This window comes from Kribbella catacumbae DSM 19601, from assembly GCF_000372465.1.
Lineage (GTDB): Bacteria > Actinomycetota > Actinomycetes > Propionibacteriales > Kribbellaceae > Kribbella > Kribbella catacumbae.
In genome coordinates this window covers 1-16,844 of record NZ_AQUZ01000032.1, presented here as the reverse complement: position 1 = coordinate 16,844, position 16,844 = coordinate 1, and the positions used below count along the sequence as shown (strand labels likewise).

Annotated in this window: 15 protein-coding genes; 9 read left to right on the top strand and 6 right to left on the bottom strand. The window is 68.0% G+C overall.

All coding sequences use genetic code 11. From position 1 onward, the window contains the following. Positions 1-12: 12 nt before the first annotated feature. From A3ES_RS0128415 to A3ES_RS0128405, 3 genes are all read right to left on the bottom strand, one after another. A complete protein-coding gene (locus A3ES_RS0128415) occupies positions 13-2,712 on the bottom strand; it encodes a glycoside hydrolase family 84 protein (RefSeq protein WP_020390237.1) in 2,700 nt (899 codons plus the stop codon). 87 nt (positions 2,713-2,799) lie between these two features. Then, entirely contained in the window at positions 2,800-3,801 is a 1,002-nt protein-coding gene (locus A3ES_RS0128410) for a Gfo/Idh/MocA family protein (RefSeq protein WP_020390236.1), read from the bottom strand. 14 nt (positions 3,802-3,815) lie between these two features. Then, the gene (locus A3ES_RS0128405) at positions 3,816-4,955 is read right to left on the bottom strand and encodes a phytanoyl-CoA dioxygenase family protein (RefSeq protein ID WP_020390235.1); all 1,140 of its coding nucleotides are present in this window, start codon (positions 4,953-4,955) and stop codon (positions 3,816-3,818) included. A 100-nt stretch (positions 4,956-5,055) separates the two neighbouring features. On the opposite strand from A3ES_RS0128405, the gene A3ES_RS56310 reads away from it, so the two are divergent. Further along, the gene (locus tag A3ES_RS56310) at positions 5,056-6,117 is read left to right on the top strand and encodes a LacI family DNA-binding transcriptional regulator (RefSeq protein ID WP_020390234.1); all 1,062 of its coding nucleotides are present in this window, start codon (positions 5,056-5,058) and stop codon (positions 6,115-6,117) included. On the opposite strand, the gene A3ES_RS0128395 is transcribed toward A3ES_RS56310, so the two are convergent. Then, entirely contained in the window at positions 6,050-7,057 is a 1,008-nt protein-coding gene (locus tag A3ES_RS0128395) for a LacI family DNA-binding transcriptional regulator (RefSeq protein ID WP_020390233.1), read from the bottom strand. The genes A3ES_RS56310 and A3ES_RS0128395 overlap by 68 nt on opposite strands. Positions 7,058-7,296: 239 nt before the next feature. Here A3ES_RS0128395 and A3ES_RS0128390 point away from each other — a divergent pair, with 239 nt between their 5' ends. Next, positions 7,297-8,334, top strand: coding sequence for a Gfo/Idh/MocA family oxidoreductase (locus A3ES_RS0128390; RefSeq protein ID WP_020390232.1), 1,038 nt, complete (start codon positions 7,297-7,299; stop codon positions 8,332-8,334). Between the two features lie 123 nt (positions 8,335-8,457). Next, positions 8,458-9,201, top strand: a complete 744-nt coding sequence (locus tag A3ES_RS0128385; protein WP_020390231.1) for a GntR family transcriptional regulator — start codon at positions 8,458-8,460, stop codon at positions 9,199-9,201. A gap of 29 nt (positions 9,202-9,230) precedes the next feature. On the opposite strand, the gene A3ES_RS0128380 is transcribed toward A3ES_RS0128385, so the two are convergent. Both A3ES_RS0128380 and A3ES_RS0128375 read right to left on the bottom strand, forming a co-directional pair. Next, positions 9,231-10,505 carry a hypothetical protein gene (locus tag A3ES_RS0128380; protein WP_020390230.1) on the bottom strand — a complete coding sequence of 425 codons (1,275 nt, stop codon included), beginning with the start codon at positions 10,503-10,505 and terminating at the stop codon, positions 9,231-9,233. Between the two features lie 14 nt (positions 10,506-10,519). Then, the gene (locus tag A3ES_RS0128375) at positions 10,520-11,020 is read right to left on the bottom strand and encodes a SigE family RNA polymerase sigma factor (RefSeq protein ID WP_020390229.1); all 501 of its coding nucleotides are present in this window, start codon (positions 11,018-11,020) and stop codon (positions 10,520-10,522) included. Between the two features lie 1,208 nt (positions 11,021-12,228). On the opposite strand from A3ES_RS0128375, the gene A3ES_RS0128370 reads away from it, so the two are divergent. The 6 genes from A3ES_RS0128370 (at position 12,229) to A3ES_RS0128345 (ending at position 16,588) form a co-directional block, all read left to right on the top strand. Continuing rightward, entirely contained in the window at positions 12,229-13,548 is a 1,320-nt protein-coding gene (locus tag A3ES_RS0128370; protein WP_020390228.1) for a TadA family conjugal transfer-associated ATPase, read from the top strand. Further along, positions 13,548-14,408, top strand: a complete 861-nt coding sequence (locus A3ES_RS0128365) for a type II secretion system F family protein (RefSeq protein WP_020390227.1) — start codon at positions 13,548-13,550, stop codon at positions 14,406-14,408. Before A3ES_RS0128370 ends, A3ES_RS0128365 begins: the two co-directional genes overlap by 1 nt. Beyond that, positions 14,405-15,343, top strand: coding sequence for a type II secretion system F family protein (locus A3ES_RS0128360; RefSeq protein WP_026163281.1), 939 nt, complete (start codon positions 14,405-14,407; stop codon positions 15,341-15,343). Before A3ES_RS0128365 ends, A3ES_RS0128360 begins: the two co-directional genes overlap by 4 nt. A gap of 14 nt (positions 15,344-15,357) precedes the next feature. Beyond that, positions 15,358-15,555: a hypothetical protein gene (locus A3ES_RS0128355; protein WP_020390225.1), complete on the top strand. Its 198-nt coding sequence runs from the start codon at positions 15,358-15,360 to the stop codon at positions 15,553-15,555. 224 nt (positions 15,556-15,779) lie between these two features. Then, positions 15,780-16,133, top strand: a complete 354-nt coding sequence (locus A3ES_RS0128350; RefSeq protein ID WP_237745079.1) for a TadE family protein — start codon at positions 15,780-15,782, stop codon at positions 16,131-16,133. Then, positions 16,130-16,588, top strand: a complete 459-nt coding sequence (locus A3ES_RS0128345; RefSeq protein WP_020390223.1) for a hypothetical protein — start codon at positions 16,130-16,132, stop codon at positions 16,586-16,588. Before A3ES_RS0128350 ends, A3ES_RS0128345 begins: the two co-directional genes overlap by 4 nt. Positions 16,589-16,844 lie beyond the last annotated feature (256 nt).

The window sequence follows — 16,844 nt, the reverse complement described above, 5'->3', positions numbered from 1 at the left end:
GTAGGCCTGGACCTAGGTACCGGATGCAAGTCCAGACGCCCACCGCGGCACCAGCTCGGCCACTTGCGGCGCCACGCTGCCGCCCTTCCACACAAGACGGATCGCCTCGGCCCGCAGACCCTGGGAGTCGATCTCGGCATAGGACCCGGCCACCTGACCCACCTGACGCCACGAGCCGGCCACTAGGACCTCTACGTCCGCAGCAGCAGCCGCACCAGTCCGCTGGAGCACTGTGACAGCAGCGAGCGCACGGGGCGCCGACAAGGTCGCCACGAGAGAGTCGCCCGCCGCAGGCACACCGCCCGCCAGATACGCCGTCTCGACGTTGCCATCTACAGCTGCCGCGTACGACGAACCGCTGGCTGGCGCCGGCGTACCGTTGATCGTCAGCTCAGTCCTCCCAGCACCAAGGGTCTGTACGGAGAACTCACGAACCACGACCCAGAAGTCGCCAGCCGCCAACGCCCGATACCGGACATAGCGAGCCTTCGTCCCAGCCGGCGCCGTGGCCCGTACCTCGGCCGTGGTCGCCCGCGTCAGCTCGGTCCACTGGGAACCGTCGACCGAGTACTCCAGGACGCCGGAGGGGATGTAGTCGTTAGGACTGCTCGCCTTGCCCATCAGTACGGCGATGTCACCGATCTCCGTGGTCTCCCCGAGGTCGACGCGCACCTCGGAACCCGGCTCCGGGCTGCCATTGCTCCAGAAGAAGGTGTTGGGGTCGCCGTCGACCATCCGCGCCGGAACGTAGTCCTGATAGGTGCCCAGCGAGGTAGACGCTCCGCGATGAGGGACCACGCCGAGCCAACCGTCGTGGACGCGTCCTATCTCGGCGATCAGCTGGTCGACCACGCGTTCGCCGATCCGCGGATAGGTCCCGCTGTGCGGCAGCCTGCCGTCACGGATCGCCTTGGCCTGCATGACCAGGTCGGTCATCTGCTGACGTGCGGTCCATGCTGCGGCACCGTCAGCTGCCAGCACCGAGAGTCCGCGCTGCATCGCCCGACCCCACAATTCCGTTGCCTTGAGCCACGATTCCGACTCGGCCGTGAAGGCCGGGTCGACCATACCGGCCCGGATCACGGCCGGCGCGGCGGCGACGGCGTTCACGGCCGGACGCAGTACGGCGATGGCGCGAGCCCGGTCGCCCGTGCGCCACGTCTGCCAGAAGGTGTCGATCGCGGCTTGCAGTTCCGGCGCGCTCTCCGGGTGCAGCGTGCCGTCGTAGGTGTTGAGGTCGGCGAACACCTTCAGGGCTTCGACCGTGCGCCGGTCACCGCCGGCGCGCTCGGCGAGGGCACGCAGCCACGAGGCCCGTTCGTCGTACGAGGCAGGGTTCCAGCCGAGCTCGGCGAAGGAGTACAGCGCGACCTTGCTGACCGCGGCTTGGTTCATCGGATTCGAGATGACCCCGGCGACATGCGACGCGAGGGCAGGCTCGCGGCCGCTGTAGTCGGCGAGCAGCAGCCGCCCGGCCGCGTAGTCGTTGACCGGATAGTTGTCCCAGATCAGGATGTCGTGTCCGAAGACCGCCTTCGCCTGCGCCGCCTGCGCGGCTGTGATCGTGCGCGGTACGACGCCGACTCCGGTCCAGTGCACAACCACGTCGGTGTCCATCAACTCGCGCAACGCCTTCTTGTACGGCGTTTCCGAGACGTTGTAGTACTCCGTCGGCACCATCTGCAAGGGCGCGAGCCCCGGCTTGGTCTCGACCCACTCACGTTGCACGCGGTTGAGCAGCTCGCTCTGCGCGCGACCGGCCGCCGCGCCGCCCGTCCCGTACTTCGCCCGGTCGGCGTCGCAATGCCAGACGTTGTAGTTGATGTCGTCGAGCGGCACGTTGAACGACCGCCCGCCGAGCGCATAGAGCGCCTCGAACTTCGCGACCAAGGCCTGGAAGTCGGACTCCGAGGTGTAGCAGATGTCGAGCCCGGGGGAGAGCGCGAAGGTGAAGTCCACCTTGTTCTGCCGGGCCCGGCTGACCAGCTCGCCTAGCTGCGCGAGCTTGTCGGCGGGGTAGGGCTCACGCCACTTCTCGCGGTGGTACGGGTCGTCCTTCGGCGCGTACTCGTAGGTGTTCATCCGGTGGGCGCCGAGATAGTCGACGTGATCCAGCCGGTCGGCGTGCGACCAGGGCGTGCCGTAGAAGCCTTCGATCGAGCCGCGATAGCGCATGGTCGGCCAGTCCCTGATCGCCACGCCAGGCATCCAGTCCGTTCCCTGCCGAGGCTGCATGAGCTGGGAGAGCGTCTGCGCGGCGTAGTACGTGCCGTCTGTGTCCACGCCATCCAGTACGACGTGGCTGCGGCCTCTACGGTCCTGCCCTGCAGCCAGTACGTACCCCTCGGCGGGCAGCCCGGTGCTACTGGTGACGCGCAGGGTTGCGAGAGTCGTGTTGGCCTGACCGAGCCAGATAGTGGTCGGTGTGCCGGGGTCGGCGCCGTCGGTGGCCTTCACCCTCGTCACACCGGCACGCTCGAGTACTTGCCGTACTACGCGCTCACTGTCCGCGTCGGAATCCTTGCCACGCACCAGCCCCACGACGGGCGGGATCGGGAACCCGTCACCGCGCCGAGTCAGCTCTTGGGGTTGCGGCGAGACGAGCCCGGCGTACGGCGTACTGGCTGTGGCGCTTGGTGCGGCAAGGGCGAGGGGTGCGGTCAGCGCGATCACGCCGACGGCGGACAGAAAGGGCAGCGGTCGACGACGCATCGAGTCTCCTCGTGGCTGGGCGGCTTCAGCCAGTTAGCCATTGCGCATAACTGCGCGTCAAGGCGTCGTCCACGGCAACTTACGGCACTAGATGGTCGTAGTCGGCCGCGGCTGGAGGCCGGCGTCGCGGTAGCAGGCGTCGATCAGTTCCATCGTCGCGTGGGCGTCGTCGGCGTCGGTGATCAGCGGAGCGCCGTCACGCAGGTGCGCGGCGAACGCCTCCAGCTGGTAGGTGTAGGAGGACTTGGTGCCCAGCCGCTCGACCCAGGTGTCCTCCTTGGTCTTCACCGTGACGCTGTCGTCCAGATGCGGCAGCACGAAGCTCGGCGCGAAGGCCTCGCCGCGGGTGCCGATGATCCGCAGACTGAAGTCGAGGTCCTCGCCGGCCATGCTCGTCCGTACTGCGCCCGTCGCGCCGTTGGGGAACACCAGGTCGGCGTTGAGCCATTCGTCGACACCAGGGAGACGCTTGCGCTCACCTGCGCGGGCATTGGCGAGCTTGGGTGCACCGCCACCCCACGGCGCCAGCATCCGCTGCGCGTGCAGTGCGTAACAGCCGACATCCATCACAGCACCACCAGCGAGCGCCAGTGACCAGCGCGGGTCCTCGTCGGCAGGCGGCGGCATCACCATCGTCGCCTCGACGTGCTGCAGTTCGCCGAGCTCGCCCTTGGCCAGCAGTTCGTGCAGTCGCCGCGTCACCGGGTGGAAGACGTAGTGGAAGCCCTCCATCAGTACGACGCCCTGTTCGCGCGCCGCGTCCCGCACCTGGGCCGCCTCGGTGGCATTGCTCGCCGACGGCTTCTCGGTCAGCACATGCTTGCCCGCGGCAATCGCCCGCAGGTTCCACGGCCCGTGCAACCCGTTGGCCAGCGGGTTGTAGATCGCCTCGACCTCGGGATCGTTGATCACGTCGTCGTAGCTGGCCATGACCCGCTCCACGCCGTGCTCAGCCGCGAAGGCTTCCGCCCGTTCGGTCTCCCGGGCCGCGACCGCGACCAGCCGGGCGCCGGTCAGCCGGGCCGGCTCGACGATCGCCCTACCCGCGATACGGGCGGCGCCGAGGATTCCGATGCGAAGCGGTTCCATACGTTCTCCCTTGCTCAGATGTCATCCGTACGGCGGCGGACCGCGTGCTCGTCGAGGGCCTGCTGCAGACGACCGTCGGGCCAGTCCTCGGCGAGGGCTTGGCGGACCAGGTCGGCCTGGGTCTGGGGAGCGAGTCCGCCGATCGGCTGATCTCGGTCCAGGTTGGTCGGGAAAGCGTATCCCTCGGCGCTCGCGGCGATGACGTTGTCCAAAGCGAAGGGGTTATCGTGCCGCAGAGTACGCAGTACGGGATAGAGGGTGACCGCCATCCGGACCCGGTCGACACTCTCCATCGCGCGCCCGAACGCCGACGAGATCTGCAGCAGGTTCGCCATCCGGAAGATGTCGGTGGAGTGATTGCTGCCGGCCGCATGGAACAGCGCGGGGTTGAAGAAGACAGCATCGCCCTTGCTCAGCGGTAACTGCACGTGATGGGCAACGAAGTGCTCGCCGAACTCGGGCTGCCGCCAGGCGAGGTATCCCAGCTCGTACTTGTGCGAATGCGGCAGGTAGAGCGTCGGCCCACTCTCCACCGGCATGTCACAGTGGGCGACCGCCCCTTGCAGCGTCAGTACGCTGGACAGCTTGTGCACATGGGCAGGGTAGGCAGCGGCGACCTCGTTCGACTGGAAGCCGAGGTGGTAGTCGCGGTGCACCGTTTGGCCTTCACCTCCCGGATTCACAACGTTCACCTGCGACGTGACCTGGTACGCCGGTCCGAGCCAGGCCTTCGCCGCCAGCGCGAGAAGATCGTTGGAGTAGTAGCGGGCGAACACCACGGGTGCTCTGATCGCCAGCTTCTCCAAGGCGTTCCAGACGCGATCGTTGGCGCCGGGCTTGGCGAAGTGATCACCCGCCGCCGTACCGGCCCGCTGCTGGTCGTCGATCATCGCGCGGAACTCGTGGGTCGTGGCGTCGACCACTTCCTTGCCGAAGGCCCCTTTCAGGACGATGATCCCCGGCCCGTCACTGAGCGCCCTGGCGAACTCCGCTTGCACCTCCAGCGGATCCTCCTTGCGGATCCGGGCCGCGTCGTACAGCGGTACCTCCTGCTCGACCACGTCCGCGAACGGGTAGTCGGCCGGGTCGGTTCGGTCCTGGAGAACCTTCAACAGGTCCGGCAGGTGAGCATCCTCGGGCTTCAGCCAGGTCATCGGTGGGCTCCTCTCGTCTTTCGCTTCAGCCTGGCGCCTGGCTGACGGGATTGGTACACCTAGAATCCGTCAAAAACCCGTCATTCGCGGAGGTGCTCCCGTGGGCCGTGCATTCCGCGTGCGCGACATCGCAGTACAGGCGGGCCTGAGCGAGACGACAGTCGACCGGGTTCTCAACGGCCGCCCCGGTGTCAGCATCCGCGCCCAGCGCCAGGTCGACCAGGCCGTCCGCGACCTGGAACGCCAACAGGACCAGGTCCGCCTCGGCGGTCGCACACTCGTGATCGACCTCGTCATGCAAGCCCCGTCGCGTTTCACCGGCGCCGTCCGCGCGGCGCTGGAGGGCGAACTGCCCGGCTTGCGTCCCGCAGTGATCCGCGCCCGCTTCTCTTTGGATGAGACCGCCTCGGCTCCGGCGATGGTCGAGGCCTTGGAGCGGGTACGCCGCCGCGGTTCCCAGGGCGTGATCCTCAAGGCACCCGACGAACCCGAGGTCGTCGAGGCCGTCGACCAACTGGTTGCCGCCGGCATCCCCGTGGTGACTCTGGTGACCGATCTCCCAACCAGCCGCCGGGTCGCCTACGTCGGCATCGACAATCGCGCGGCCGGCGCCACCGCGGCGTACTTCGTCTCCCAATGGCTGGGCGATGCGCCCGGCAACATCCTGGTGACGTTGAGCCGCGACACCTTCCGTGGCGAGGAAGAACGCGAAATGGGCTTCCGTGCCGCGCTCCGCCGCCTGGCCCCCGACCGCGCACTGGTGGAGCTCAACAACACCGACGGGCTCGACGCCACCATGCACGACCTGGCGCTAGAGGCACTCATCGCCGACCCCAGCATCAACGCCGTCTACTCCATCGGCGGCGGCAACAGCGCGATCGTCGACGCCTTCGCAGCTCTGGGTCGCCCCTACCGCTGCTTCATCGCCCATGACCTCGACCCCGACAACCACGCTCTACTCCGGTCCGGCGCCCTTACCCTGGTCCTCCACCACGACCTGCCCGCCGACCTCCGCCGCAGTTGCCACGCTCTACTCCAAGCTCACCACCTGCTCCCCAATGCACCCCACTCGTTGCCGTCCAACATCCACCCGATCAGCCCGTACAACCTGCCGAGCGCGGTGGGGCCGTCGTGGAGCGGAGTACGAGGGTTGGGGGGATGACGACGGCGGCTGTTGTGGCGTTGGGGTCGGTGAGGCGGGTCTGGGCTATCGCGATGGTCTGGTTGGCCAGGGCGGTGGTGTTCTGGGCGACGGTGGTGAGGCTGATGTGGGAGAGCGCCGCGATGGTGGAGTTGTCGTAGCCGACCACCGAGAGGTCCCGGGGGATCTCCAGGGATGACTGGCGGATCGTGTCGAGAAAGCCCGTGGCTGCGCGGTCGTTGAAGAGCGTGACCGCGGTGACGGGCGGTGAGTCGTTCAGGAAGGTCTTGGCCGCGTCGGATCCATCGGCCTCGGTGCGGCCGCCCGGCTGGATGAAAGGCGAGAGGCCGGCATGCCGCATGGCCGCGCGATAGCCGGTACGGCGTTCCGCGGAGCCCGGGAACTTGGCGCCGTCGATGTGCAGGATGGCCCGATGTCCCAACGACAGCAGGTGTTCCACAGCCAACCGCGAACCCCCCTTGTCATCCGTTCGTACGACATCGACGCCGGCAGCGCGGACCTTGCGGCCGATCACGATGACGGGCTGTGACTCTGCAAGCGCTGACAGAGCCGAAGGGGAAAGCTGCGGACCCAGCAGGATCAAAGCCTCGCAGCGATAGTCGAGTAGCGACTGAACCGCGCGGGACTCGCCTCGCGAAGGAGCAACAGCACTGAGGGCAAGGTCGTAACCGGCTGCTTCGGCCGCCGAGTACAGCACTTCCACCAGATCGCCATGAAATGGAGCCCGTACGTCGAACGTCACGCCGAGCAACCGTGTCCGGGTGCGACCGAGGAGCCGCGCCCGGTGATCGGGCCGGTAGCCGAGATCGTTGCCGGCAGCCAGGACCCGTGTCCGGGTGGCATCGCTCGCGCCGGGCGCATCGCGGTACACGATCGAGACGAGCGCGCGCGACACTCCGGCCAGCCGGGCCACGTCCTCCATCGTCGGGGGACGATCCATCCGGTTGCCTCCAACCAACCCACCTGATCATTCGCCCCTTTTTGACCCTCTGTGGACAAAGCCCGGCGTTGCGGCGTCGGTCGAGAGCATCAAAAAGGGGCGAATGATCAGCTGGGGTTACCTGGCAGAACTCTTGACGGGTCCATCAAACCAGTGTTCGCTTGCTCGTGACTAGAGCGCTCTAGTAGTAGTTGCTCGTCACAACGGGGTACATCACACGTCATGAGGGGATCGACCACATGCGTACCGATCATGGGCTGCAAGTCATCCGGATCGCGTTGATCGGTGCCGGCCGGATCGGCACCATGCACGCGGGCCACATCGCGCGCCGGGTCCCGGCCGCCGAGCTGGCCGCCGTGGTGGACCTGCGGCTCGACGTGGCCGAGAGCGTCGCGGCGAAGTACGACGCCAAGGCGACCGCCGAGCTCGACGATGTGCTCAAGGATCCCGAGATCGAGGCCGTCGCGATCACCTCGTTCGCGGACGTGCACAGCGAGCTGGTCGTCCGCGCGGCCGAGGCGGGCAAGGCGGTCTTCTGCGAGAAGCCGGCCTCCCTCGACCTGGTGGAGATGGACCGGGCGATCCTGGCGACGCGGAAGGCCGGCGTCCCCTTCCAGGTCGGCTTCAACCGCCGCTTCGCCGCTGACTTCGCGGCCGCGCACGCTGCGGTCGTCAGAGGCGAGATCGGTACGCCGCAGCAGCTGCGCTCGGTCACTCGCGATCCTGGTTGGCCGGGCGGTCTGAGCAATTCGGTCAACATCAAGCCCTGGACGATCTTCCGCGAGACGCTGATCCACGACTTCGACACCTTGCTCTGGCTCAACCCGGGTGCCGAGCCGATCGAGGTCTACACGCGAGCCGACGCGCTGGTCGCCCCGCAGTACAAGGACAGTGGGTTGATCGACACCGCGTCGGTCATGCTCAGCTTCGACAACGGCGCGATCGCGACCGCGGAGGCCAGCTTCTCGGCGCTGTACGGGTACGACGTACGCGGCGAGGTGTTCGGCTCGAAGGGCATGGTGACGGCGGGGCGGCATGCGAGCAGCCCGATGCTGCAGTACGGCGAGCAGGGGATCAGCCAGCAGACGCTCAGGAGCGACGAGGAGATGTTCGGCGACGCGTATGTCGCCGAGGTCTCGCAGTTCGCCGATGCGATCCGGACCGGCTCGACTCCGCCCGTCACCGGCGAGGACGCCCGCAGGGCACTTCGCGTCGCGCTGGCCGCGATGAAGTCCCACGAGGAGCACCGTCCGGTCCAGCTGACGGAGATCGGCTGAGTTAGCCCACAGCGATGACGAACTCGCCTTGTGCCGGTCCTCTGGCACCTTCAGAAACGAAGAGATCTGATCAAACCCACGCTCCGACTCGACGGTGCGCCCTGGACACCCCAAGATGTGCCCATGAGCACCGTCCAGGTCAGTGTTGATCGCACCAGTCGCACCCCGCTTCACGTACAGCTCGCGCAGCAGCTCGAAGCGGCGATCCAGGGCGGTGACCTCCCGGTCGGTTCCCGGCTCAGCAACGAGGTGGACCTCGCCGAGGCCTATGGCCTCAGCCGCCCGACGGTCCGGCAGGCCATCGCCCGGCTGGTCGACCAGGGTCTGCTGGTCCGCAAGCGCGGCGTCGGCACCCAGGTGGTCGGCAACTCGGGTCAGGTCCGCCGCAGCCTCGAACTCACCAGCCTGTACGACGACCTGGCCGCCGCGCACCGCAAGCCCCAGACGGAGGTACTGCGCTTCGGCATCGTCTCCGCGACCGCAGACGTCGCCGCTGCCCTCCAGTGCGAGCAGGGGGATCGCGTACTGCGCCTGGAGCGGCTCCGCCGCGCTGACGGCGAGCCGCTGGCCCTGATGCGCAACTGGCTTCCCCCGGAGATGCTCGACACCGACCCGAACACCCTGGCCGAGCGCGGCCTCTACGAACTGCTCCGGGCAGAGGGGGTCCGGCTGAAGGTGGCGCACCAGACCATCTCGGCCCAGCCGGCCACAGCAGAGCAAGCCCGGCTCCTGTTGGAGGAGCCGGGCTCACCGCTACTGGCGACTACGCGGATCACGTACGACGACCACGGGCGCGCAGTGGAGTACGGGTCACATCTGTTCCGTGCTTCTCGCTACGCCTTCGAGCACACTCTCGTCCACCGCTGATCCACCCCTCAGAGGACCAGCGGGGAGCTTTACTTCGTGCCGGTCCCGGGGAACTTCCAGGACTTGTTCCCAGCCATCACCAGCAGTTGCTGCGGGGTGAAGGGGGGAGTCACCCGGGTGTGCTTGGAGCCCTTCTCCGCCGTGGCGTTGTAGCTCGTTATGGCGATCGTCCGGCCGTCCGGGTAGTGGATCTCGGCCTTGTTGGCGACGACTCCGTCCTTGGCCTGACGTGCGTCGGCGTACTCCGGCACGTTCTTGCCCCAGCCGGTCACGGATCCGTCCGGCCGGACCTTGCAATTCGAGATGCCTTCGGGTCCGCACTTGGTGACCGGGTGCTCGTACGTCACGAACACGATGATCCGCGACAGGCCTTTACCGTCGTTGATGACGTACGCCGCGCCGTTGTGGCCGTTGGTCCCGCCGCCGTTGGTCTCCGGCCGGGTGAGCTTCAGGCCGGTCGGCAACACGTTCTTGAGCGTCTGCAGCGTCAGCTGCACTGGGACGCCTGGCTTGCCTGCGCCAGGATCCTTCGGCTCCGGCTTGTCCGGCCCGCCGGTCGGCAGCGGCTGCTTCGGCGGGAAGCGCCAGAGCGTGCTGTCCACGATCTTGGTCAGCTCGGCCACCGACAGTGCAGGCTTCGGCCTGGTCTTCTCGGTCTGCTTCTCCTCCGTCGCGTTGAAGCTCATCAGACTGATCGCTTCACCGCCCCGGCGATGGACGGCGACCGAATTACGGAGCACCCCGCCAGGGTTGTTGTCCGGCTCGTAGGTGGGCTCTTCCTTGGAGACGGTGATGCGAGAGCCGTCAGGGCGGGGCAGGCAGGTGCCCGGCTGAGGCTCGTAGCAGCTTCCCTCGATACCAGGCGCATTCACCGACAGCGAGAGCTTGGACAGTCCCTTGCCGTCACTCACGAGCAAGGACACCCCGTTGCCAAAGGTATCTCCGTGGGTCTCGGTCTTGGTGACCTTCAGGTGCGGCGGCAGGAGCTTGAGCAGCGTCGCCAGGGTCTCCTTCTGGGTGACCGGTTTCGCCGCGACGCCGTTGGCTTTCGGGGTCGCTGGCGCGGTCGTAGTACCGGCGGTTGGCGGCTGGGCGTCCTTGCCGAAGAGTTGGCTGCCGCTGACGATGATGCCGGCCGTGGCCAGTACTGCGGTAGCGCCGCTGAAGCTGATCAGGGCGGTCCGGCGGCGGCGCAGGGTGACGCCGCGACGCATGCCGCGTTCGACCAGGTCAGTGGACTCGGGTTCGAGGTTCTCGGTGGCCCGGCGCATCAGCTCGGGCAGGGTGTCGTCGAGGTTCTTCATCAGGTTCCTTGTCCTCAGAGAGCGATCAGGTGGTCGGCGTCCGAGCCCAGGACGGCGCGCAGCCGTTCCAGTGCTCGTGACGTTCTGGTCCTGATCGCACCGGCGTTCTTGCCGAGATCCAGCGCGACCTGTTCGACGCTGCGATCTTCGAAGAACCGCAGCACCAGCACCGCACGGTCGAGAGGAGCCAGTTCGGCCAGCGCGTTCTGCAGCGAGATCCGCAACGCCGGATCACCCGGCCGCTCGGCCCGCTCCGGCAGCGACGAGGTCGGCTGCTCGCTCCAGCTGCGCCGCCGCCGCTGCGAGATGAACGTCCTGGCCAGCACGGTCTGCGCATAGGCCGGCGGGTTGTCGATCCGCTGCAGACCCCGCCAGGCCCGGAACATCTTCGCCAGCGTCTCCTGCACCAGATCCTCGGCATGATGCCGATCCCCGGTCAGCAACCAAGCCGTCCGATACAACTGTGGAGTCCGCGCCCTGGCGAACTCCTCGAAGTCGTCCGTCGTAGATCTCATCCCGGCCTCTCCGTCGTGGTCTCACCTCTACGACGCCCCACCCCACCCCCCGCGTTACACCCCAAGTCTCCCCACCCAGAGGTCCGCCCCCACCCCAGCCACACCCGCACCCCGCCATCCCCACCGGCCCGCCCGTCGACTCTGCCCGCTTGCCCGTCGGCCCCCTCGCCCCATCGGGTACCGCGAACCGTGGGGTTAACCGCTCCTCGCGGGGTTCGCCCCCTGCTAGACCAAGGGGTGAACCCTCTGTCGAGGGGCTGAGCCCGCAGAATGCGCTCGGGGGGCGCGTGCCGGGGAGTTCGGCGTACCGTCCGCAACCGGCTCGACCTGAACCCGTCGCCTGCCGCACCCCGCCCTCGCCGCCGCTGTTGCCCCTGCCGCGCGCCCCGTCCGGTACTGCGAACTGTGGGGTTCGCGGGGCGGATCTGCCTCGGCAAGAGGTGATCGACCTTGGGTACGGGGTGGGCGTCGTTGGGCAGGTTGAGTGCCTGGCCGGCGCACAAGGTGGCTGGGGTGGTCAAAAAGGGGGGCGGATGATCAGGTGGTGTCGGCCGGGCGAGGGTTGTGTCCCGATGGACAGGACATAGTCGGGTGGGTGGCGTTGTCTCACGCGTGGGCAGTGCGGGCGAGACGGCGTACACGGGGTGCACTACCTGTCGGTCGGGACACGACACCTCCTGTACCAGGCTGCCGGACGTCACGCTGGAGGGTCGGCGGCGACGAGGCCCGCTGGGGGCGCAGTGCCGAATGGTCCGGACGCCCACGCATACCCCTGTCCGGCCAGCAAACGTTTCCCCCGGCGTGTCGGGGCATCAGCGCCGGTCAGTGCGTGCGCAGCCGTCCGCGCCCTCGCCACGGCGGCCGCACGGTCGAGCACCCGACCAGCTGATTCCAGGCCCTGCCTGCGAGTCTGTCCCGGCGAAGCGCCTCCCGAACCCCTCAACTAACTGACTTTGGGGTTAGCGGCTCCTCGCGGGGTTCGTCCATAAGACCAAGGGCCGAATCCTCTGTCGAGGGGCTGAGCCCGCAGAAATGCGTTCCGGCGGGAGGCGGCGCGGAGAAGGGAACTGCAACAACGTGCAATTTGGTGGATCCGGTGGTGAGCGGGTGGATACGGTCGGTGAACCCCCGGCGTGTGAGGGTTATCCACAGGCTGCGGGGATCGGGTTGGCGCCGGTGGGCCCCGGGTTGAAAGGATGTCGCTCAGGGTGACCGCACGGGTCGCCGGACGAGACGCTCACGGGGAGACGATGACAGCCGACAGACTTGCCCCGCGCCGGTCCGGCTGGAACGGCGCGGTCGAGCTGATCGACGCCCAGGTCCGTGACGTGGTCCGCCGCGAGGGCATCGACCCGCTGCGTAACCCCGGCGCCGTGAACGCGATCGTCGCCACCGTCGTCAAGGAGTACGACGAACGCAGCCTGACGGGAATCGTGCCCCCGATCGGCGACCTGGAGGCGGTCAGCCGTGAGGTGCACGACCGGGTGGCCGGCTTCGGCCCACTCCAGCGGTATCTCGACGACCCGGCGGTCGAGGAGATCTGGATCAACGAGCCGAGCCGCGTCTTCATCGCCCGCGAGGGCCGCCACGAGCTGACCACGACCGTGCTGACCGAGGAGGAAGTCAGCGACCTCGTCGAGCGGATGCTGAAGACGACCGGCCGCCGGATCGACGTCTCCCAGCCGTTCACCGACGCCCGGCTGCCCGACGGCAGCCGCGTGCACATCGTGCTCGGCGGAATCACCCAGCGCTATGCGGCGATCAACATCCGCAAGTTCACCGTCCGCGCCACCCGGCTGGCCGACCTGGTCGCGCTCGGCTCGCTGACCCAGCACGCCGCCGCCGTCCTCGACGCGTCGGTCGCCTGCGGTCTCAACATCCTCGTCTCCGGCGGCACCCAGGCCGGCAAGACCACGATGCTCAACGCGTTGTCCGGCTCGATCCCCGGCAGCGAACGCGTGATCAGCTGCGAAGAGGTCTTCGAGATCAAGCTGCCGATCCCGGACTGGGTTTCGATGCAGACCCGGCAGGCCGGTCTCGAAGGCACCGGCGAGGTGCGCCTGCGCGACCTGGTCAAGGAGTCCTTGCGGATGCGGCCGAGCCGGATCATCGTCGGTGAGGTCCGCGGCGAGGAGTGCCTCGACCTGCTCCTGGCTTTGAACAGTGGACTTCCCGGCATGTGCACGATCCATGCCAACTCCGCGCGCGAGGCACTGACCAAGATGTGCACGCTACCGCTGCTGGCAGGGGAGAACATCGGCTCCCGGTTCGTGCTCCCGACCGTCGCCGGCTGTGTGGATCTCGTCGTCCACCTCGGGATCAGCCACGACGGCCAACGCCGGGTGCGCGAGATCGTCGCGGTCAGCGGCCGGATCGAGGAGCAGGCGATCGAGACCGAAAACCTGTTCTCCACCCTCGACGGACAGTTGCGCCGCGCCGAAGGCCAGTTGCCGCATCCCGAGCGGTTCCAGCAAGCCGGCTACTCGCCGTCCGGGCTGCTCACCGAGTTGCCGCGGGGCGTGGGCTGATGGGACTCCTGCTCGGCCTGGTCTTCGGGATCGGCCTGCTGCTGATCATCTGGTCCTTTGTCTCACCGCGCGACACCAGGCCCAGTGCCGACGGACGCTTGACCACGCGCAGCCGCGACCTACTCGCCGCCGCCGGGGTCGAAGGCGTGACACCGGCCGCGTTCATCGGTGCTTGTGCGATCACGGGGTTCGTGGCCTTCGTCCTGATGTTCCTCGTCTCGGCCACCTTGCCGATCGGCGTGGTCTTCGGCGTGATGGCCGGCGGCCTGCCGGTGGCCCTGCTGAAGAGTCGCGCGCGGAAACGGCTGGCCGAGTTCCGCGAGCTGTGGCCGGATGTGGTCGACAACGTGGCGTCCGCAGTACGGGCCGGTCTGTCGTTGTCGGAGGCGCTGGCCCAGGTGGGCGAGCGCGGGCCGTTGCCGTTGCGGGAGCCGTTTCGCCGGTTCGGTTCGGACTATGCGTCGACCGGGCGCTTCGCGGATTCGCTGGACCGGTTGAAGGCCCGGCTCGCGGATCCGGTCGGCGATCGGGTGATCGAGGCGCTGCGGATCGCGCGCGAGGTCGGCGGCGGCGATCTCGGCCGGTTGCTGCGGTCGCTGTCGAGCTTCCTGCGCGATGACGCACGCACCAGGTCCGAGCTGGAGTCACGGCAGGCCTGGTCGGTCAACGGTGCTCGCGTCGCCGTGGCCGCGCCGTGGCTGGTGCTGGCGATGCTTTCCTTCCAGGGCGACGTGATCCAGCGCTACAACTCGCCTGTGGGCGCCTTGATCATCGGCATCGGGGCGGTCGTCTGTGTCGTCGCCTACCGCCTGATGCTGCGCATCGGCCGACTGCCTGAGCCTGAGCGGGTGCTGCGATGAGTCCGATGATGCTGGGTGCCTTCCTCGGCGCACTGCTCGGCGGCGGTCTGCTGCTGGTACTGCGACGCCTGCCGTTCCTGCGCAAACCGTCCGTCGACGACCGGATCGGACCGTATCTGCGCGACCTCGGCGGTTCGGACGTCTTCCTCGGCGTGGTGAACTCGGGCTCGCCGTTCTACGCGATCCTGCGGCTGTTCGGTCCGTCATTGCGCGCCGGCGCGGTGCGGCTCGAGCGGATCCTGGGCGGCGCTGTGACGATCCGCCGACGGCTGGCGCGCGCCGGAATCGACCGTACCGTTGAGGAATTCCGGATCGAGCAGGTCCTGTGGGGCGCGGCCGGCTTCGGTCTGGGTCTGCTGACCGCCCTGATCGCTTTGTCCTTTGGCGTTGGCAACCCGATCGGTCTGCTCGTCCTCTGCTGCTTCCTCGCAGTCATCGGCGTACTGTCCCGCGACACCTACCTGACCAGCCAGGTGCGCCGCCGCGAACGCCGCCTGCTGGCCGAGTTGCCGACAGTCGCCGAACTGCTGGCCCTGTCGGTCGCGGCCGGCGAAGGGCCCGCGGCAGCGCTCGATCGAGTCGCCAGATCTTGCCGCGGCGAACTGGCCGACGAGCTGCAACGAGTCCTCGCCGAGACGCGAGCGGGTGATCCGTTGGTGCGAGCGCTCGACGCACTGGCCGACCGCAGCGGCCTGGTTGCCTTGTCGCGCTTCGCCGACGGCCTCGCCGTCGCGCTGGAACGCGGCACCCCACTGGCCGACGTGCTGCGTGCTCAGGCCGGCGACATCCGTGAAGCGAGCCGTCGCGAGCTGATCGAGTCGGGTGCGCGCCGCGAGGTCGCCATGATGATTCCGGTGGTGTTTCTCGTGCTCCCGGTGACCATTGCCTTCGCCTTCTATCCAGGCGCTGTCGGGATCCGGCTGATCGCCGGGTGAATTGAGGAGATGCCATGTCCCTGCTGATGACCAGACTGTTCGTAGCGCTGGTAACAAAGCCCAGACCCGCTAGCAAGGAACGCGGCGACGTCCCCGGCTGGGTCCTTATCACCGTCATGACCGCCGGCCTGGTAGTCGCAATCTGGGCCGTCGCCGGCCCCAAACTCGCAGACATGCTCGGGAAAGCCCTGGACTCCGTCTCCAACAAGTGACTCCACCCCACCCCCACCACCCACCAGGGCCGGCCGGCGCTGCACCGGCTGCCCCCGAACCGGCGGTGGCACGACCCCACGGCCCGTCCCACGCGCGGCCGGTCAGCGAGCCGATCCAGCGGCGATGGGCCGGTGCTGGGTGTCCAGCAGTTGACCGGCAGCGGCCCGGCGCTCGGCGATCGTCAGTCCTCCCGCAGCGTGTGCTCGGGGAGCATGGGGCTGCGGTGGTGGATTTTGTGCTGGTCTCGATGTTGGTCGTGCCGTTGTTCCTGGGGATTCTGCAGGTGGGCTTGTTCTTGTATGTGCGGAACAACATCACCGCAGCCGCCTCCGAGGGCGCGCACTATGCGGCGGTACTGAATCGCGAGCCGGCGGACGGCGAGGCGCGGACGCGCGAACTGGTAGACGGCGTCGTACGCAGCGAATTGATCGACTCGGTCGAGGCGCAAACGACCGACGTGAGCGGCCAACCCGGCGTACTGATCGTGGTCAAAGCACACATGCCGCCGCTCGGACTGTGGGGCCCTGGCATCGCGTTCACCGTCGAAGGGCACGCGATCAAGGAGACCGGCGAATGATGCGGCGGTCGCACCGCCGGGACGAGGAGGGCAACGCGGTGGTCGAGTTCTCCTGGCTCGCGTTGTTGCTGTTGGTGCCGCTCGTGTACGTGATGCTCGGCGTATTCGACGTACAGCGAACTTCGTACGGCGCGACTGCCGCCACCCGCGCGGCCGGGCGAGCTTTCATCATCGTGCCGGCCGGACGGTCGGAGGAGGATGCGCGGGCGCGTGCGTTCGAGGCAGCGCGTCTGGCGATGAAAGACCAGGGCGTGAACCTGACCGCCGAGCAACTCAAGATCACCTGCACCCCAGCCTGCCTCGAGCCAGGCTCCACCGTCACCGTGGAACTGAACACCGAAGTACCGCTGCCCCTGATCCCCGACGCCCTCGGCGGCGAACGCCCAGCCATCCACATCACCGCCTCCCACACCGAGCCCTACGGCAACTACCGCGAGTCAAAGGGCGACAAATGACCCGCCTCACCAACAACTCACAAGCCTCGACCACCCCACCCCCCGCACCCCGCCCCACCCAGTACGCCGCACACCATCTCGCCCAGCAATCCACAGACCCTCACGCCCACTCCGCCGCAGACCATCTGGCCCAGCGATCCGCAGGCGCTCTCACCCACCCCGCCCAGCGATCCGCAGACCCTCACGCTCACCCCGCCGCAGACCATCTGGCCCAGCGATCCGCAGACCCTCACGCTCACCCCGCCGCAGACCATCT